This is a genomic window from Ferruginibacter sp., from assembly GCF_028288465.1.
In the GTDB taxonomy this organism is placed as follows: domain Bacteria; phylum Bacteroidota; class Bacteroidia; order Chitinophagales; family Chitinophagaceae; genus Ferruginibacter.
On record NZ_JAQBNR010000036.1, the window covers coordinates 1 to 19,116 of the forward strand.

Annotated in this window: 14 protein-coding genes; 10 read left to right on the plus strand and 4 right to left on the minus strand. The window is 41.5% G+C overall.

What is annotated here, in order from left to right:
- On the plus strand, positions 1-318 hold a 318-nt coding region (locus JWR61_RS15045; RefSeq protein WP_301928585.1), incomplete at its 5' end, for a P1 family peptidase.
- A 105-nt stretch (positions 319-423) separates the two neighbouring features.
- Here JWR61_RS15045 and JWR61_RS15050 read toward each other — a convergent pair.
- Both JWR61_RS15050 and JWR61_RS15055 read right to left on the minus strand, forming a co-directional pair.
- Entirely contained in the window at positions 424-2,790 is a 2,367-nt protein-coding gene (locus JWR61_RS15050; protein ID WP_301928586.1) for a TonB-dependent receptor, read from the minus strand.
- Between the two features lie 103 nt (positions 2,791-2,893).
- Complete coding sequence (locus JWR61_RS15055) at positions 2,894-6,319, minus strand: ThuA domain-containing protein (RefSeq protein WP_301928587.1); 3,426 nt, start codon at positions 6,317-6,319, stop codon at positions 2,894-2,896.
- Between the two features lie 475 nt (positions 6,320-6,794).
- Here JWR61_RS15055 and JWR61_RS15060 point away from each other — a divergent pair, with 475 nt between their 5' ends.
- From JWR61_RS15060 to JWR61_RS15100, 9 genes are all read left to right on the plus strand, one after another.
- Positions 6,795-7,472, plus strand: coding sequence for a Crp/Fnr family transcriptional regulator (locus JWR61_RS15060; protein WP_301928588.1), 678 nt, complete (start codon positions 6,795-6,797; stop codon positions 7,470-7,472).
- A gap of 174 nt (positions 7,473-7,646) precedes the next feature.
- Positions 7,647-8,246 (plus strand): NAD(P)-binding domain-containing protein, encoded by a 600-nt coding sequence (locus tag JWR61_RS15065; protein ID WP_301928589.1) that lies wholly within the window; start codon positions 7,647-7,649, stop codon positions 8,244-8,246.
- A 142-nt stretch (positions 8,247-8,388) separates the two neighbouring features.
- On the plus strand, positions 8,389-8,961 hold the full coding sequence (locus JWR61_RS15070; protein WP_301928590.1) for a YceI family protein: 573 nt from the start codon (positions 8,389-8,391) through the stop codon (positions 8,959-8,961).
- A 92-nt stretch (positions 8,962-9,053) separates the two neighbouring features.
- Positions 9,054-9,584 (plus strand): YceI family protein, encoded by a 531-nt coding sequence (locus JWR61_RS15075; RefSeq protein ID WP_301928591.1) that lies wholly within the window; start codon positions 9,054-9,056, stop codon positions 9,582-9,584.
- Between the two features lie 11 nt (positions 9,585-9,595).
- A complete protein-coding gene (locus tag JWR61_RS15080; RefSeq protein WP_290338330.1) occupies positions 9,596-10,012 on the plus strand; it encodes a hypothetical protein in 417 nt (138 codons plus the stop codon).
- A 111-nt stretch (positions 10,013-10,123) separates the two neighbouring features.
- On the plus strand, positions 10,124-10,714 hold the full coding sequence (locus tag JWR61_RS15085; RefSeq protein ID WP_301928592.1) for a nitroreductase family protein: 591 nt from the start codon (positions 10,124-10,126) through the stop codon (positions 10,712-10,714).
- Between the two features lie 56 nt (positions 10,715-10,770).
- A complete protein-coding gene (ygiD, locus tag JWR61_RS15090; protein ID WP_301928593.1) occupies positions 10,771-11,652 on the plus strand; it encodes a 4,5-DOPA dioxygenase extradiol in 882 nt (293 codons plus the stop codon).
- 337 nt (positions 11,653-11,989) lie between these two features.
- Positions 11,990-12,391 (plus strand): iron chaperone, encoded by a 402-nt coding sequence (locus JWR61_RS15095; protein ID WP_290338325.1) that lies wholly within the window; start codon positions 11,990-11,992, stop codon positions 12,389-12,391.
- A gap of 294 nt (positions 12,392-12,685) precedes the next feature.
- Positions 12,686-13,507, plus strand: a complete 822-nt coding sequence (locus JWR61_RS15100; RefSeq protein WP_301928594.1) for a glutaminyl-peptide cyclotransferase — start codon at positions 12,686-12,688, stop codon at positions 13,505-13,507.
- Between the two features lie 8 nt (positions 13,508-13,515).
- Here JWR61_RS15100 and JWR61_RS15105 read toward each other — a convergent pair whose 3' ends face one another.
- Both JWR61_RS15105 and JWR61_RS15110 read right to left on the minus strand, forming a co-directional pair.
- Positions 13,516-13,944 (minus strand): response regulator, encoded by a 429-nt coding sequence (locus tag JWR61_RS15105; RefSeq protein ID WP_301928595.1) that lies wholly within the window; start codon positions 13,942-13,944, stop codon positions 13,516-13,518.
- 69 nt (positions 13,945-14,013) lie between these two features.
- The gene (locus JWR61_RS15110; RefSeq protein ID WP_301928596.1) at positions 14,014-18,735 is read right to left on the minus strand and encodes a PAS domain S-box protein; all 4,722 of its coding nucleotides are present in this window, start codon (positions 18,733-18,735) and stop codon (positions 14,014-14,016) included.
- Positions 18,736-19,116: the final 381 nt, after the last annotated feature.

A 19,116-nucleotide genomic window follows, 5' to 3' on the forward strand; every position in this document is an offset into this window, starting at 1 on the left:
AAACGAAGAGCGCAAAGGCTTCCACTGGGTATTGGTATTGTGGGTGGTCGTGGCACCAATGGCTCAGGAGATATTTTTATTGCCTTCTCCACGGCAAATGCCAATGCATTTCAGCGAAACGATTTTACCAAAGTAGATGAACTACCTAATGATTTAATTGACCCGCTTTTTGAAGCAACGGTGCAGGCTGTCGAAGAAGCCATCATCAATGCCATGGTAGCAGCGGAAACAATGGAAGGTGTCAATGGCAACAAGTCCTATGCCCTGCCCCATCAACTGGTGATTGATCTATTGCGAAAATATAAACGGATAAAATAAATACGGATTGTCAACTTTGAGAAGATATTTTAGTTAGTGCATGTATTATATAACAAAAAAGCCATCCAGGTAGGGACGGCTTTTTTGTTATCAGAATTACTTTTATCAGAATGTAGTTTTGAGCGTTACTCCATACGTTCCCGGATCTCCCAGATGCACTGCCCCAAAATCATACGCGTGTTCAATGTACTTTGTTTTGGTAATATTTCTTGCCCAGAAATATACTTCCAAATGTTTACTGCTGACTCCGGCCCGTACATTTAAGCGCTGGTTGGAACCTTGGCGGATATTGTTGGCAAGGTCGAAATACTCAGCGCCGAGATAATACCATTCGCCACCAGCAACTAATTTAACCTGGTGCTCAGCATTTATAAGATAACCATATTGCAATGTAAACACAGAAGTTACATCAGGTGTAAATATCTGGTGCTTTCCATCCAGGTTTACAACGTCCCCATTTGACGCTACTTTAAGCGATTTATATTTAGCGTTGGTGTAGCCAAGATTGTAGCCCAGCTGAAGTCCTTTTACCGGCGCAAACAACAGTTCCAATTCAGCTCCTTTACTGGTTAATTCACCGGTATTTTTTGTAACGGTGATGGCATCCGGCAGCACCAATGTAGGCACCTGTGCATTGTTGATGTGGCTAAGGAACAAAGTAAAGTTCAACCTCAATCGCTGATCGAGCAATTCATTTTTAATACCCAATTCTATATTGTTACTGTACTCCGGTTGAAAAGGATATAAAGGGGGCTGGCTTGGGTCAGAAGACAACTGGGTTAACCCGCCGGTCCTGAAGCCCCGGCTGTAATTGGCAAACAGGTTACTGTTGTTTGCCACCTGGTACTGCAAACCAACCTTAGGAGAAATGGCATTGAAATTACGTGCTGCGGAGGTATCCGGCCTTGTAACAAAAGCATCACTTCCATCAGGTTGCCCCTCTCCTTGTACTTCCAGGTATTTATGTTCGTAGTCGTATCGCAAACCAGCTACCAGCATCAGTTTGCGGGTAAGGTTGTAATTGGCCTGGCCAAAGATGGCGAAGCCTGTATTTTTTGCAGTTGAAGTATTGATGGATGCAAAATCGTTGGGTGCGCCCAGCAACGATCCATCTTTACCAAAATGGGTCGATTGTTTGTTTGGGTTGTTTTGGTGAAAGAAATAAGTACCAGCCGTCCAGCTAAATTTAGATGATTTGTTGGTAGCAGAACTAAATTTCATTTCATGCGTAATCACTTTTACGTTGTTCCATTTATTGCCATAATCATTGATCACTGTAACTGCGTCCAAAGGAGAAAAATCTCCATCGAGTGGCGACTTGTAGTAACGATGATTGTTTTGCCATGCCAGTTGCGAACTGAAATTGACCGCACCGCCGGAATGATTTACAGCCAGCGAGGCATTCAATGTATTATCAATCATTTTGCCCACGGCATTTTGATTGAGCTGGTAGGGATTTTTAAAAGCATCTTCTACGCCATTTACCAAAGGAAAAGCCCCATCATTTTTATTATTCTGATGTTTTACATTCAATGTAACGGCCCATCCTGAACCCGGCAAATACTTTAAATAATAATTACCGCTGGCTGATTGTTGTTTATCAAAAGAACTGTTGTTGAATTGATTGGTGTAGTAACCATTGCGACTGCTGAAAACGCCGGACGCACCAAAAAACAATTTGTCTTTAATCAAAGGGGTACGAATACCTGCACTGTATCGCTGCTGGTTGTAATTACCGATATTGATTTCTGCAAAACCGCTGGTGGTATTGGATGGTTGTTTGGTAATGATGTTGATTACCCCGCCCATGGCGTTTCTTCCGTACAGTGCGCCTTGTGGCCCGCGCAATACTTCTATCCTTTCCACATCTGCCAGTTGCGGAATATAGGTATCCAGGCTAAACTGGTTAACACCGTCGATATAAGTGGTTACGGCCGGGTCATAGGAAGTAGTGGTGATACCGCGGATAGAAGTAACGTTTCTCCCATCGCCTGAATTACCCGATGCCAGGTTGGGTACAATTGCTGTTAAATCCTTACTGTTCCATAACCTCAATTCTTCTATTCTGCGTGCAGAAATGGCCGAAATACTCACCGGTATTTTTTGCAATAATTCTTCTTTTTTTTCTGCTGTTACGGTTACCGTTTCCAATTGAAGCAATGCATTCTGCAATTGAAAACGCACAACGTTCTCCGCCTTGTCTTTTACTTCAACTTCGGTGGCGGTAGTTGCGTAGCCAACAGAAGACAACTCGACCGTATACCGTCCGGCAGGCAAATGCTGCACGCTAAAATCACCTTCTTTATTGGTGACTGTTGTAACTGCCGTGTTCAATAAATGTACCGTAACATTTGGCACGGGTAACGAATGCGTATCAGTAATTTTTCCCTGCAACGTTTGTGCATGGCCGTTAACGACACATCCCGATAATATCATCGCACAAACAACTTTAATCAATCTTCTTTTTTTCATCTATATTTTATTTTTTAAAATGCGCTCTTCACATTATGCTTTAATAATAAGATCAGCATCAACAATCAATGTGCTAATGCTGATCTTTTAAAACGGTGCTTTATTAATTCGAAAACTGAACAGACATCATACCTGCCTGCAATTTTTCCTGCGGTTTATATATGATGTACACGGTATGCTGTTTTCCATCGCTTACCGTTTCAATCGGTAGTTTAACAGTCGTCAGCTGCATACCTGCGCCTTTAACCGGTGGTATGGTAGTGCCGCCTTTACTAATTACTTTTCCATCAGGTGCATCCAGTCTTATTTCAAAATCCAAATTCTTTTTAGGTGCGGCCTGCGAGCCACAGCCCAACTGAATAGTACGAACGCCTGTCAGATCAATATTCTCCAGCGCCACCCAACCTTCGGCAACAGGTAAAATCATCAGGTTATTACCACCGTATTTCATAGCAGTAAAACTTTTTGTTTTTTCCGTTCCGGTAAATGTAACCGTATTGCTGTTTAAGGCTACCGAATTGCTACCTGTTAACGCCTTGATGTTGTTGCCGCCTTTATCTGTATAGCTGGCAGATAAAACCATTACACTGTTAGGTTTGACGTTAGCCGGAGGAATAATTGTACCTGACTGAGGAAGCGATTTTTTTACCGCGGCCTTATTGGACAGCGACAGTACCCAACTCACAATCTGATGTATATCTTCCTGTGCCAGGGTTGGATGCGCAGCCATGGCCACCTGACCCCAAACACCACTACCGCCTTTAATTATCTTCTGTGTCAGGTACGTCATTGCATTTGGATCTTTTGCGTATTTCTGTGATACTTCTACAAAAGCCGGTCCCACTGATTTTTCGGCTTCTTTATGACAGCTCTTACAATCCAGCGTCATCATCAAACTCTTACCACTAATGGTAGCCTGCCCCTGCTGATGTCCCATCGGCGAGCCGGCTTTATCAAAGCCTTCCACATAATCAACAGATACATACAGGTTGGCCAAATCAAATTTTGCCGTGTCGGTTTTGTCGGCCACGCTTACTGCGTACTGCACAGGTAAACCCGGTAAGTAAAAAGATTTATTGCCACCAGTGATATCAATCGTTACAGTTGGCGTTTCATTGCCAGCATATACCCTTACTTCATTGCTTTTTGATGAAGCGCCTTTATCATCTTTTGCTTCAACTGTAATGATGTAATCGCCAGCCGTGGTGTAGGTATAGTCAAGTGTTGGTTCTGTTGTTTCTTTGGTTGTGCCATTGCCCAGGTTCCATTTATAAGTTACTTTGTCTTTTTCAAGATCTTTGGCATCTACCGATATTTTAACAGCAAAAGGTAACACGCCGGTACTTTTATCTGTTTTAATGGAGGTAATTACAGGAGGCCTGTTTCCACCATTAAAATCAATTCTTGCTAAACCGGCATCTACATTTTTAGTAAACCAGCCATTGCCGTATTCCAGTAAATACAACTTCCCATCGGGTCCAACTTCCATATCTATTAAAGAATTCACTTTTAAAGAAGGAAAGAAAGGCTCCATCTTATCAAAGTCGCCATTGGGCTGCATGGTTACTGCTTTTATCCACCCACGTATCCAATCGTAAATAAACAATTTGCCATTGTAGTAATCGGGCAAACGGGTTTCTTTTGGAAACATGTCGGTGTAATATACCGGGCCTGCCATAGCGTTTCTGCCGCCGGTACCAACTTGTGGAAAATCAGGTGACGCTGCATATGGATACCAGATAAATGCTGGTTGTGCCGGCGGCAATTCCGTTAAGCCGGTATTGTGTTTTGAATTGTTGATGGGATGGGCCGGGTCGTACAGATCGCCACTTTTTCCGGTGCCATAATCAAACTGGCGGTAAGGATAATTGTTGCCAACAAATAACGGCCAGCCGAAGAAACCTGCTTTACGTGCCTGGTTCACTTCGTCATAGCCACGAGGGCCACGGGTTGCCATGCTGTCATTATTGGCATCGGGCCCAACTTCGCCCCAATACAAATTGCTGTTCTTTTGATCTACGGTTATGCGGTATGGGTTACGGTCGCCCATTACATAAATTTCTGGTCTTGTTTTGGCAGTACCCTTCGGGAAAAGATTGCCTTCCGGTATTTCGTAACTGCCATCATCCTTCACCCGGATACGCATAATTTTTCCTCGAAGATCATTGGTATTACCACTGGATCTTCTTGCATCGTATTGCTGGTTGGGAGAAAAATCATTTAAGGGAGCGAATCCGCTGTTTACATATTTAGCTTTAGGTTCGTCGAATGGTGTTGAGTTATCTCCGGCAGAAAAGTACAACAATTTATCAGGGCCAAAAGCAATAGAACCACCTGTGTGGCAGCAAATCTCCCGTTGCGATTTTACTTCCAGGATTGTTTTTTCAGATTTATTGTCAATCGTATCATTCTTAAAAGTGAACCTGGATAATCGGTTTACTGAACTGTCAATCGGGCTATAATAAATATATATCCAGTTGTTTTTAGCAAAGTCAGGATCTTTTGCCAGGCCTAGTACACCTTCTTCCGCATTCACGCCCGGCGTCGATGTTTTGAAGTATGCATTTAAAAAGCCCACCTGCTTTACTTTTTTTGTATCGCTTTTATACAACATGATTTCGCCGCGGCGCTGTGTAACCAGGATATCCAGGTTTGGAAGAATGGTCATCTCTGTTGGCTCATAAAACTCACCCTGCGAAAGCTGTGTTTTTGTAAAACGATTGTCTTCCGGCGGTATCTGTGTTTTTACTTTTGAATAATCCAGCGCTTTATTTTCGCCGATGGCATATTCAATCCCTCCTAAAATATGCTGCAGGTAAGGCTCTTCGGTAAAGGATTCTTTGGTATGACCTAATGCGGTATAAAAAGCCCGTCCACCATCATAATCATGGTACCACGACATAGGATGATTGTCACCATTCTCACCACCATGATAGGATTTTTCATCAATAGTTAAGAGTATCTTGGTTTCCTTGCTGAGCTTTTTATAACTGTAGAATTCATCTGTTCTTTTCCACTGTGCCGGTAAATGTTTGGTAGCGATATTTTCCTTGTCTACCACGTTTAAAATACCAGGCTGCACGTTTGGAAAAGTATCATGTATACCGGGATGACTCAAAAAGTAGCCTCCAACCAATCTTCCATACCATCCCCAATCGTATTCACAATCTGCAGCGGCGTGTATACCCACGTAGCCGCCCCCGGCTTGTATGTATCTCTCAAAGGCGGCCTCCTGTAAATAATTTAGTACATCACCCGTGGTGCTTAAAAAAACCACTGCTGAATAATTTTTTAAACTGTCTTCATTAAAAATGGCTGCATCGGTGGTAGTATCCACATCAAAATTGTGCAGACCGCCGAGCTTCTGTATTGCCGTATTGCCATCAGCAATCGACTCATGATGATACCCCGCAGTTTTGCTGAAGACCAGAATTTTTGCTTTGCCTTTTTCTTTTTTAGAGCAGGAAAAAGTGAGTAAGACAATCGTAAGCAGTAAACAATTTTTCACAATGGCAAGTGAACGGTTCATGTTGATTTTAGTTTAAGTATTAAAAGATGCAGAAATCTGTGAAATTTTTTAAATCATTGATATGTAAGCTGGCAAAAATACCGATGATTTTATACGGTATTGAACTCTGTTGAAGGCCTTCGGCAGGCTCCTCTTAGCTCATGAAACAATAGTCTTCGCAATTTAATACAGTATTGAATCACTTTAAAATAACCCTGGCTATCTTATTAACATACATATGTTTTTTTTTAAAGATTACCTGTGGATGTATTTGTAAACCAGTTAACTAAAAAACGATGTGCGAATATAGTGATAGTGCAGCTTATTGCTCTTCTAAAACACTGGTAAATTTACCTTGGTTAATATTCCATTGTGTTGGAGTGACGCATTAACATAAAGTAGAGTTTATAGAGTTATAGTTTGCTTTGCCAATAATGCCCTCGAAGTTGCATTAAGAGCCGGCTAAATGTATGTAACTATTAGCCAATAGAACACGATGCCACTAAAGGAACAGCTGCCGCTATTTTTATTTGAGAGCTGCTGCATCACCCTCCTACTCAACCTTGCCAAACTTTGTTTATTTTTGTCGGGTATGTATGAGGTATTTTTTAAAAAAATCAACGAAGTAATTCACCTGACTGCCGATGAAGAGGCTATTTTCAAGAACTACCTTAAGCCAAAGAAACTACGCAAGAAACAGTTTATTTTACAGGAAGGCGATGTATGCAAATACAGCATTTTTGTAGAAAAAGGTTTATTGAGATCGTATTCTGTAAATGAGAAAGGTAATGACCAGGTGGTACAATTTGCACTGGAGGGTTGGTGGATTGCAGACCTCTACAGTTTTATTACAGGAGAGCCTTCAAGGTATAATATTGATGCACTGGAAGACTGTGAATTGTTGTTGATAAATAATGATGGGCTAAAAGAAGTGAGAAGGCAGATTCCTAAATTTCTTGAATTTTCTTTTTTGCAAATGCAGAATGCGTACATCGCACTTGAGAGAAGATGGTCGCATATGGTAACACTTTCAACCGAGGAACGGTACAATAAACTGCTGGATAAATATCCTGACATTGTTCAAAGAGTGCCCCAACACATGATTGCTTCGTACCTGGGTCTCACACCCGAAACGTTGAGCCGTGCAAAAAAGCAAATGACACTTCCAAAGTAATTTCTTCTTTTATTTCGACACCATTGATATTTATCAACGGTATTTCTTGTCTAATCTCAATACCTGCTGGTGTAGCCTGGTTTAATTTTGCGCTAACAATCGCGGCGTTATTACTATAGGGCGCAATACTCAATCAACGCCTGAAAAAGTAACGGCCACTGAAATAAATCAGCTATGCATATACAAGAAACAATTGTACTCATCGGTACTGGAAAAAATGGCCGGCTTGCAGCGGTTTCGTTGCAGGCATGCAGATATCAGCTATTGCTGTGTGATAAAAATTTTATACAAGCCCGGGAGTTGGCACAGGAGTTTAATAGCACTGCCTGTGGCTGCGTAGCAGAAGCAATGGAATGCTCCTTTAACTGTGCCTGGGAAGCCGATATAATTATATTGACGCCGGACTTTGAGGAACAACTGGAAGTTGCCCGGTATATTAAAGCCGTAGCAAATCAAAAGTTGCTAATCAGTGTTTATGATGACGGTAATAGCAACTCCGGTGACGAAGGTATTTCTTCAACTCAGCAAATTGATTTGATCAGGGACATACTTCCTAACACAAAAATAGCTTTAATAAAATTTGCCACTGCACGCTGCGACAAAGGTCTTAAAACAAATGCTATTGAAAATATTGAGATTTACAGCAGAGAGCAAAATACGCTTGATACAGTTGCCGGAATATTTAAAAATTCCGGTGTTGAAAATGTAAAAAAAGAATTGCTTTCATTAACACCCAACATGTTACAACCTGAAAGTATTGATCCAAAATGTTAAAGCAGTTTAACTAAATCTGTTGATTTTTATCAACACTATTTCTTGCTTATCCTCAATAAAAAAAAGTAATCCGCTTAATAGCTTTGCAGTATCAAAAAATCATCAACAATAAAATTCTAATTAAAAAAAACAAAAACACAACATGAAAAAATTAAGCATTCTTTTGGTAGCTGCAGTAGTAGTCTTTTCTTCTTTTAAAGCCATTGAAACATGGAAAAAGGATAAAGCGCATTCCCGCCTTGGATTTTCAGTTACTCACCTGGGCATCTCCGAACAAACAGGTTTTATCAAAGATTTTGATGTAACGATTAAAGCAGAAAAAGCAGATTTTAGTGATGCAGTAATAGAGCTAAAAGCAGACATCGCTACTATTAATACTGGCATGGACATGAGAGACAACCATTTGAAAAGCCCTGATTTTTTCGACGCAGCTAAATTTCCAACACTTACTTTTATCAGCACAGGCATCACCGGCGCGGGGGCAAACAAATATAAACTGACAGGCAACCTAACCCTGCATGGCGTTACCAAGCCTGTTACCCTGGATCTTCTGTACAAAGGCACAACTACCAACCCAATGTCCAAAGCAGCAACCAGTGGCTTCCAGGTAACCGGTGTTATCAAGCGTACAGATTTCGGTGTTGGAACTAATTTTCCTACCGCTGTTGTAAGCGACGAAGTAGCAATCAAGGCAGACGGAGAATTCAGTAAATAATTAATCAGCAAACAAGGGCTGGTGCTTTTGTCAGCCCCTGTTTTTAACATTAAGGCACTGCCGGGAGCCTGGCAGTTCTAAAAAAAAATTGTATGAAAAAAATATTCATTGGCTTTTCCGCAACGATAATACTGGCAGCAATGTTTGCTTTCACAACAGTAACAAGCTGGAAAATTGCAGATGGCTACAGCATCGTATTTGCTACCAACGGGGTAAGCGGCATTTTTAAAAATATAAGCGGCAATATTTTATTTGATGAGCAAAGCCTGGCTGCTTCAAAATTTGATATTGCTATTGATATTAATACTATCAACACGGGTAACGGCATGCAAAATAAACATGCAAAAAGCGCAGAATGGTTTGATGCTGCAAAGTATCCTGCCATCAAATTCACTTCTACAAAAATTGTAAAAGCCGGGGCCGGCTACGCTGCTACTGGTTTGTTGCAGGCACATGGCATCAGCAAAGAAGTGAGTTTACCTTTTACCTTTAAAAAAACAACCACGGGTGCCTTGTTTGAAGGAAATTTTAACATCAACAGGAATGACTTTAAAATAGGTGCCGCAGGCGGGGAAGTTGGTGATGTAATTAAAGTAACAGTATCCCTGCCGGTTATAAAATAAACTAAAATAAAATGTATAAAAAATTATTACTACTGGGTGCTGTGTCTGGCTTGTTGTCGGCTATTGCATCCATCATTTATCAAAAAGTATATGCCGCTTCGCTTGGTGAAAATTTTGCCCTCATTGTAAAACCGTTCAATATTATTGTAATAAATATTATCAGCGGCCTAATAGCTGGTACAGGTTTTTGGCTTCTGAATAAATGGCTGAGGAATAATACAGAAATTGTTTTTAACCTGCTGTTTGCAGTGTTATCTTTTGCAAGCATTGTTCCTGCATTCGGGTTCCGTTTACCCGTAACCATCGAAACACCTGAGCTTTTTCCCGGCCTGGTTGTGCCCATGCACTTTTTTCCGGCGCTGGCATGGTTAACACTCAAACCTCTTTTTGTTAAGACCTATCAACCCTACCAGAAGGTATTTGCTTAGCAGTCCTTTATTTTTCAATCTTGCAATTTGTTTATTGTTGTATACACAACGATAAAGCCTGCAAACGCCGGAGATATTTTATCGAACAAAATTTTTTAAAAAATATAATGCATGAAACATCTTAAAACAGCTCTAACCCATTACCCTGTAGCAGACAGTATTAAAAACAGGTGGAGCCCGAGAAGCTTTTCAGGCGAACCTATAACAAACGATAACCTTAATACGATCCTGGAAGCTGCTACCTGGTCTTTCAGTGCTATTAATGAACAGCCATGGCGGTATGTAGCGGCACAGAAAGGTACCCCGTTATTTGACCAGCTTTTTGATACCCTTGCAGCGGGAAACAAACCGTGGAACAAACAAGCGTCTGCTTTTGTGGTAAGCCTTGCAAAAACAACTTTTGCCGATGGTATTACGCCAAACGGCAGCGCACAGCATGATGTAGGTGCTGCCAATATGTTGTTAACCCTGCAGGCCAACAGCATGGATATCTATACCCATCTGATGGGTGGCTTCGACAGAGCGAAGGTGGCCGCATTATTACAACTGGAAGCCGATATTGTACCGGTTGTAATCATCGCATTGGGCTACGCGGATGAAGCAGAAAAACTGGAGGAGCCTTTTAAAACAAGGGAACTGACGCCCAGGATCCGTAAACCGTTGAGTGAAATTATCCGGCAAACAGCGCACAGTAAAAACTAAAAATTGTTGCGTATTCTTGTAAGCCATCACAGTAAAACAGTCTGGCTGCAACAGTTATGAACAGAAAAAAATTTATACATTCAATTATAACAGGAGGATTGATTATGCCCGGGTTATCAACATTTAATAAGTTTACCAGTGATTTAAAAGAACAGGCCCACCGCATGCCCGCGCTTTTTATAGGTCATGGTTCACCCATGAATGGTATAGAGGACAATGAATTCAGCCAGCGTTGGACTAAGATGGCCAAAGAGATCCCTACTCCATCGGCTGTTCTGGTAGTATCCGCACATTGGTTTACAAAAGGCACCCGTATCACGGCAATGGATTTCCCTAAAACAATTCACGATTTTGGAGGTTTTCCCAAAGCCTTATTTGATGTACAATATCCTGCCCCCGGCAACCCGTCTTTGGCCCTGGAAACCGCCACATTGATTCATACAACCCCCGTTTTACAAGATCACGACTGGGGTCTGGATCATGGCACCTGGACCATCGTTCGGCACATGTATCCCGCAGCCAACATCCCTGTTTTACAATTAAGCATTGATTATACAAAAGGTGCCCGGTACCACTACGACCTTGCGAAAGAACTATACAGCCTGCGCAAAAAAGGCGTACTGATTATTGGCAGCGGCAACATGGTACACAACCTGGGTATGGTAGCGTGGGATAAAATAGACGGCCCTGCCTATGGATACGACTGGGCCTTGCAACTGAATGAAAAATTTAAAGACCTGATATCATCGGGCGATTTTAACCCCCTGATTAATTATGAAAGTTTGGGTAAAGAAGGCCGGTTGGCAATACCAACTCCTGAACATTATTTGCCGCTGCTCTACACCCTTGGATTGAAAGGCGAAAATGATAACACCGATTTTTTTAATGATAAAGCTGTAGCAGGTTCATTAACGATGACATCTGTTAAGCTGGGTTAAGTCTCACTTAATTTAGTTCACATAACTTACTTCAGGGAAGTTATAAAAGATTAATCGCCGACAGTTACTTCAAATGATGTTGGTTGTGCTGATAACACAGGTGCAGAAAATTTTATTTTGGAATTTACCATTTTGCGCCACTCCGGAATTTACACACATTATTTTCTGCTGAACAAAATCATATTTCGTTGATTATTTCATATGGGTTTATTCTCAGCAGTTGCAACCTTGGAATATTTTTTTGTATGGCACTATATACATGATAAACGGCGCATGCCTGCATATGGAACACAGTAAATTGCAATACGGATAGACTATGGTCTTAAACGGCTGCAATATGAAGACAGTAACCGCCAAACAACACGGCATTGATGATTATATAACTGGCTTTCCAGAAAGAATACAACGGTTGCTAAAACTGTTCCGTTCTGCTATTATAAGTGCAGCGCCGGAAGCAGAGGAAGTTATCAGCTACCAGATGCCCGCCTTCAAATATCATGGTATGCTTGTCTATTTTTCAGCTCACCGCAGTCATATTGGCTTATATCCTTCCGGATCGTGCATTGCACATTTTAAGGAAGAACTCTCCATGTATGCTACTTCAAAAGGCGCCATTCTGTTTCCGATGGATCAGCCGCCTCCGCTGGAGTTGATAAAAAAGATCGTGAGTTTTTGTGTACAGGAAAATGCGCAGAGAGCCGCTGAGAAAGTCAAAGTAACCAAATACAAACTGCAGTAATAACAGACTGCAACCAACAACAAGTCCGGGAACCTGCCAGCAGGTAATTCGTGTTTCACAGGCCTGGCAAACAAAAGCAACTTCCCTTTCGGTCTGCAACTTTTATCTAAGATGAATTAACGGTAGTAACGAAGCATGTTATAACTGATTACCCGGTACAGGACAATGAATCAATTTTACTGCATTTTCGCCGGATGGAAGACAAGTGTGCAGACCTTACCTTTTTACTGTTGATATTTGCATCACAATTAGTTGGCATAAAGCGTACCTGTGGTTTAAAAAATACCAACAATCATGACCAAAAAATGGATACCCTTAACCTGTTGCATTTGTTTATTAGCCGCCTGCACCGGCAACAGTAAAGAGGGTGATCAGGATGCAGGAGGAGCAATGGCTGTAACACCACAGCTCAGCTACACCCTTGTGAGTATATATCCGCACGATACATCCGCCTATACGGAAGGCCTTTTAATAAACGAGGGCAAATTGTATGAAAGCACGGGCTATACAGATGAGCTGCCGCAAACCAGGTCATTATTTGATGTAGTCAATTTAAAAACCGGCAGGATTGAACCAAAAGTGCAATTGGATACCAGCAAATATTTTGGAGAAGGTATTGCTTTTTTACACGACCAATGGTATCAGCTTACCTACCGCACTAAAATTGGGTTTGTATACGCAGCCAATACTTTTAAGCAGGTTAAAACATTTGTTTTACCAGTTAAGGAAGGTTGGGGCATGACGACTGACAGTACCCTGCTCATCATGAGCGAAGGAACCAATATTATAACTTATGTTGACCCGTTTAAGCTTACTGCTGTTAGAAAAATTAGCGTGGAAGATGAAACAGGTCCGGTTTTAAATATCAATGAACTGGAATACATCCGGGGCTTTATTTATGCCAACATTTATGGCACCAGCTTTATCATAAAAATTAATCCGGCCAATGGTAAAGTGATGGGAAAAATTGATTTCACGTTATTAAAGAGCCAGCAACGAAATGCGTTTGCCGGCGCCAAAGAAATGAACGGTATTGCCTACAATCCGTTAACCGGGAAAATTTTTGTAACCGGCAAAATGTGGCCTAACCTGTTTGAAATAGAATTGAATCAGTAAGACAGGTGTTATGCCGAATGGTTAATTTTATCTATCCAATACTGAACTGTACCCGCAACTGCATTTAAAAAGTCAGAAAGATCGGAAGGCTTTGTGATGAATCCACTGGCGTTGTTCGCATACGCCATATCAATATCATTTTGCGATGAAGAGGTAGTAAGCATTACTACCGGTATGTGGTTCAGGCTTTCATTTTTTTTCATAAAAGCCAGTACTTCATGTCCGTTTTTTTTTGGCAGGTTGATATCAAGCAATGTAAGATCAGGCATTTCTCTATCGGCAAATCCATTGGCTTTGCTTAAAAAATCGATCGCTTCTTTTCCATCCGAAGCTATACTCAATTTAAAATCGATGGCTGCGTTTTCAAGCGCCACCCGGGTCAGCAGAATATCTCCTTCATTGTCTTCAACAAGTAAAATGTGTATAGTTTTTAGCATGCTGTTTTATTTACCAGGCCTGTAAGGGTTTATATACAATATACGCAGCAACAAACAAACTTGAGTAATTTATTTTTTAATGGTAAAATAAAATGTTGTTCCTTTTCCCGGTACAGATTCCAGCCAGATTCTGCCGCCAAGGTTTTCAATAATTTTTTTGGATATGGCCAGGCCAATACCGGTGCCGGAAAATTCGTTCTGGTTGTGCAGGCGTTGAAAAATAATAAATATTTTACCAAAGTATTCCGGTTCAATACCTATGCCGTTATCTGCAATGGAAAACTGCCAATAGCCCGGCGTTTCTTCAGCGGATATTTTTATTTGCGGTACAATTCCCTTTTTTATATACTTTATAGAATTACCCAACAGGTTTTGAAATACCTGCATTATCGGAGACCGGTAGGTGTATAAAACGGGCAGCTCACTAACTTCAACAACGGCTTTATTCTCGTCTACCTGCTTTTGCAATAATTGTAAAATTTCAGCTACCAACAAATTCAGATTAAGCAATTCCAGGCTATCTTCCGACCGGCCAACCCTTGATATTTCCAGTAAATCCAGAATGATCTGGCGCATTCTTTTAGCCCCGTCCACCGCAAAGTGAATATAATTTCTACCCTTATCATCAATGTGTTCACCATAGTTAAGTTCCAGCAGTGTGAGGAAACTTGTCACCATCCGTAAAGGCTCCTGTAAATCGTGAGACGCAACATAAGCAAACTGTTCAAGCTCTGCATTTGAATCAGCCAGGACTTTCGCCTGTTCATACAGGTCATCATTTAATTTTTTTAAATGAATTTCATTTTCTTTCACGCTGGTAATATCCTGCGTGGCGCCGATCATCCGAACGGCGTTGCCGTCCTCATCCCGTATGATATATCCCTTGTCATATACATAAGCATATTCTCTGTTTGCTTTCAGCAAACGGTATTCTTCGGCCCAATAAAAAATATCCGGATTCTGAAAAGCTGCCTCCATGGATACCCTCACAGCAGCAAGATCATCCGGATGAATCAATGTTGAATATTCCGGATTGGTATGAATACTGTCTGCGGCATCATAACCAAATAAATTTCTGAACCCATCGCCTGTACGGGTGATTTCGCCTGTAAGAATATTTAAGTCCCATATCGAATCATTGGTGGCTTTTGCTACCAGGTTGTATCTTTCATTGCTCACCCGTATTGACTCTTCCGCTTTTCTTTGATCTGTTAAGTCCAATCCAATAGCCAGCAAACAGTCCCTACCTTCATAATTTATTTTAAGCGAATTAATAAAGAACGGGATGGTTGTTTTATCCTTTTTAAGAAGTTCAATTTCTACACCCGGAATACGTTTTTCAAAAACGGTTTTAATTCTTGCCGCTATTTTTTCCTTCTGATTGTCATCATAAAAATTCAGTGGGTGCATATTTTTTATTTCTTCTCCGCTGTATCCTGTAACACCCTCAAAATTGTTGTTCCATCTTATAAAATTTCCTTCAGCATCGTATAGATAAAATATGCCGGGCAAATTATTAATTAAGGTATCGTTTAAATTTTTCTCTCTTAAAATTGATTCTTCCGCCGCTCTGTGTTCAGTAACATCTGTAACGGTTCCTACATAACCTATTACTTTTCCTGCTGCATTTTTTTCGGGAATTGCCTGGCCCATTACCCAGGTAATTGATCCATCCGGACGTACAAAACGGTATTCTGACTGCGATTGCTGGTGCGCCAATACTTCTTTATTCCAACCGGCTTTTAATTGTTCACGATCTTCCGGATGCACGGCGGACAACCAGCCACTGCCCAGCGCCCGCTCAAACGAAAGCCCTGACATATTGCACCAGCAGGGGTTAACGTACGTGGTGCTGCCAAAAGCATCGGTATGAAAAATTCCAACCGGGGAAGTTTCGGTCAGCGTCTGGTACCGCTGTTCACTTTCTGCAACTGCAGCTTCCGCCTTTTGCCTGGCAGTTTCTTTTTCAAAATTGTCCAGCGCAAATGAAACGTCTGTCGCAGCTTCTGTCAGCAAGGCAATTTCTTCCGCATCAAAAAAATTCTTTTCACCAGAATATAAATTAAAAACGCCTACTGTCTTATTCAATTTCCTGATCGGAATTCCAATGGATGAATAATACCCCCTGTTGATTGCCGCATCCCGCCATAGCGCCATTTGCGGATCATTTTCGATATCGTTACAAACTATAAAACGACCTTCCCTGACGGCACGCCCCGCCGGCCCCCGGCCTTGCGGTATATCACCGGCAGAAATTTCTTTAATTGTTGACAGATAGTCCTGTTCATCACCCAACTGTGCAACGGGAATTATTTTGTCACTCAACTCATCTTTCAAACCAATCCATGCCATCTTAAACCTGCCACATTCAACCGCTATTTTACATGCTTCTTTAAAGAGTGCAGTTTCGGTAGTGGTCCGAACAATCATTTGATTAATCTGGCTGATAAAAAGATACAGCCTGCTCGCCTTTAAAATCTTCTTTTCGGCATCCTTCCTTTCCGTAATGTCAGTAATAATTCCGTGCCATACGGTGCTGCCATCAGGCTGCGCTACCGGCATCGAATTGCCGAGCAACCAAACCAAGCCCTTGGTGGGGTGATTGTAACGAAATTCTTTTCGCCACGGCGTTAAATTTTTGGCAGAAAGCAATATATCCTGGTAATGTGGTTCTGTATCATCTGGGTGCCAGCGCTGCAACACAAGGTCTTCATTTTTTAACACCTCTTCTTTTGAAAAACCCCATATATTAATTGAGTGCTCACTTACATAAGGCAGGCCCAGGTGTCCATCCGGGTGTAATTGAAAAGAACAAATTAACCCTGGCGCGGTAGCGGTGATGATGGCAAATTTGTCTCTTTCTTCTTTCAATATGTTTTCAGCCAATTTGCGTTCGGTCACATCATTTAGGTTACTCACGATGCCCTCAATAGCCGGATCATTCAGCAGGTTAATCATTACACCTTCCAGCCATACATAATGCCCCAGGCTATGTTTTATCCTGAAAGAAACTTGTACCGTTACGCCAGGCGCAGACAATATTTTGGTTATATTTTGGTCAAAGATTTTCTGATCTTCCGGATGCACCAGCGCCCGGAGTGATATTTTATCAAAATCATTGTCCGTCCACCCGGTAATTCGAAAAGCAGATGAACTGCGAAAAATAATTTTTAAATTTTTATCCAGCAGGGAGATAATACCATCATTATTTTCTACCAGGGCACGAAAACGGCTTTCACTTTCAAGCAATTTCTCTTTGGCCCTGTTCCTTTCTGTAACGTCTCTTAAGTTAGTTATTAATCCACCTATCAGCGGATCATGAAGCCTGTTGTCAATAACACCTTCCAGCTGAATGTAACGGCCATTTTTATGCCGTACCCTGAAGGAAACCTGCTGAGGCGTTGCCGGGTTTTCAAGCGCCGACTGCATGACGCGTTCTACACCACTGACATCTTCGGGATGAATATACTCCCGTGACTGAACTGCTTCAAACTCCTTGTTAGTCCACCCTGTTACTTTTACTGCCGAAGCACTGCGGTAAACAGTTACCATATTTTCATCTATCAGGGAAATGATACTTTCGTTATTTTCCACCAACGCTTTGAACAGTTTTTCACGCCGGATAAGCTGCTCTTCCGCCTGTATCTTTTCTGTAACATCTTTGGCAAAACCTTGTATAACCGGCGGATTTGTTCCGTTTCGTTTTAATGAATTCCTGAATTTCCAGATACGGTGTTCACCAGCCTTCGTCTGCACATGAATAAGGCTGCCTGCCGTACCATTTTCCAACATGTATTGGAGGTATTCGCCAAATTTTTCTTTTGATTCCGGCAACAGGATATCTTTAATATTCATCTTAAGCAGCTCTCCGACCTCATAGCCAAGGTTGTGTTTAGCGGCCAGGTTAACAAAAGAAATATTTCCGTCGAAATCATGCGTGCAAAGGATATCCGTAATGTTTTCTACAATGCTCCTGAATTTTTCTTCATTTTCTTTTGACTTTTCTTCTGCTTCCACCCTTTCAGTAACATCTCTGAAATTGTATACAATTGCCTGTACGTTTTCATCATTCAGCAAATTATTGATTGTTCCTTCCATCCAAACATACCCTTTGTTCTTATGCAAAAAACGGGTCAGGGATTTAATGGGTTTACCCGGACAACTCAAACATTCCATATAATCAGCACTTGCCTGTGCCATATCATCCGGATGAATCAATTTTTCCGGTTCGGCATGTTGTATTTCCTCATCAGTCCATCCTGTAAGCCTGTAACCGGAAGGACTGCGGTAAATGGTTTTGAAAGATGCATCCAGCAATGTCACGGAGTCATAGTTGTTCTCTATAATGGAACGGAAACGTTTCTCGTTTTGCCTGATTTTTATTTCTGTCGCTGCTTTTTCCTTTTGAAATTGCTTCAGCCGCAAAGCCGCGTCAATGGCTGCGGGCAATCTTGCCAGCCTGTCTTTTAACAGGTAATCATCTGCACCTGCTTTAATAATTCCTGCGGCAAATTCTTCCGATACAGTGCCCGTAACCAGTATAAATGGAATGGGCATATCACTTTCCTGCAAAAGCTGCAGCGCTTCTGCAGCATTAAATTGTGGCAAAGAATTATCAGACAGAATTACGTCAGGGTTAAATCGTTGTAACGCCAACACATACTCCGCCCGGTCGGCTACTTCTAAAAATTCGTATGTATGGCTGGCATTTTTTAGCAGCAGGCGCCTGATTATTTCGGCATCGGCTCCGCTGTCTTCCAGTATCAATATTTTCAGGGGTATTGAAATCATAGAGCTGCCGGAGATTGATTTACTAAAAGCCAATAAAAGCCAGGGTTGCTGACAGGCTCAGCAGCCCTATGAGAACCTGTATCGTTATCTGTAATAGAGGCGGCTGAGTATAATATCTCCTGATATTGTACAATCAGGGCTGATGTTCTGTTTGCTTTGCCCGTTTCGCTGTGCCAATACCATAGCCTACCACAAAAAATCAGCAATGCAAATAACATACCCGCGAATACACATTTATTTATAGATAGCCTTAACCTCATAAGCAACCAAAAGATTTTGGAACAGGATGGCGGTGTATATGTCTAAAAGAACATGTTACCAATAATTTAAAGATAACCAAAAAGAAGTACTACACTTGGTGACAGAAAGGGTACTACGTTG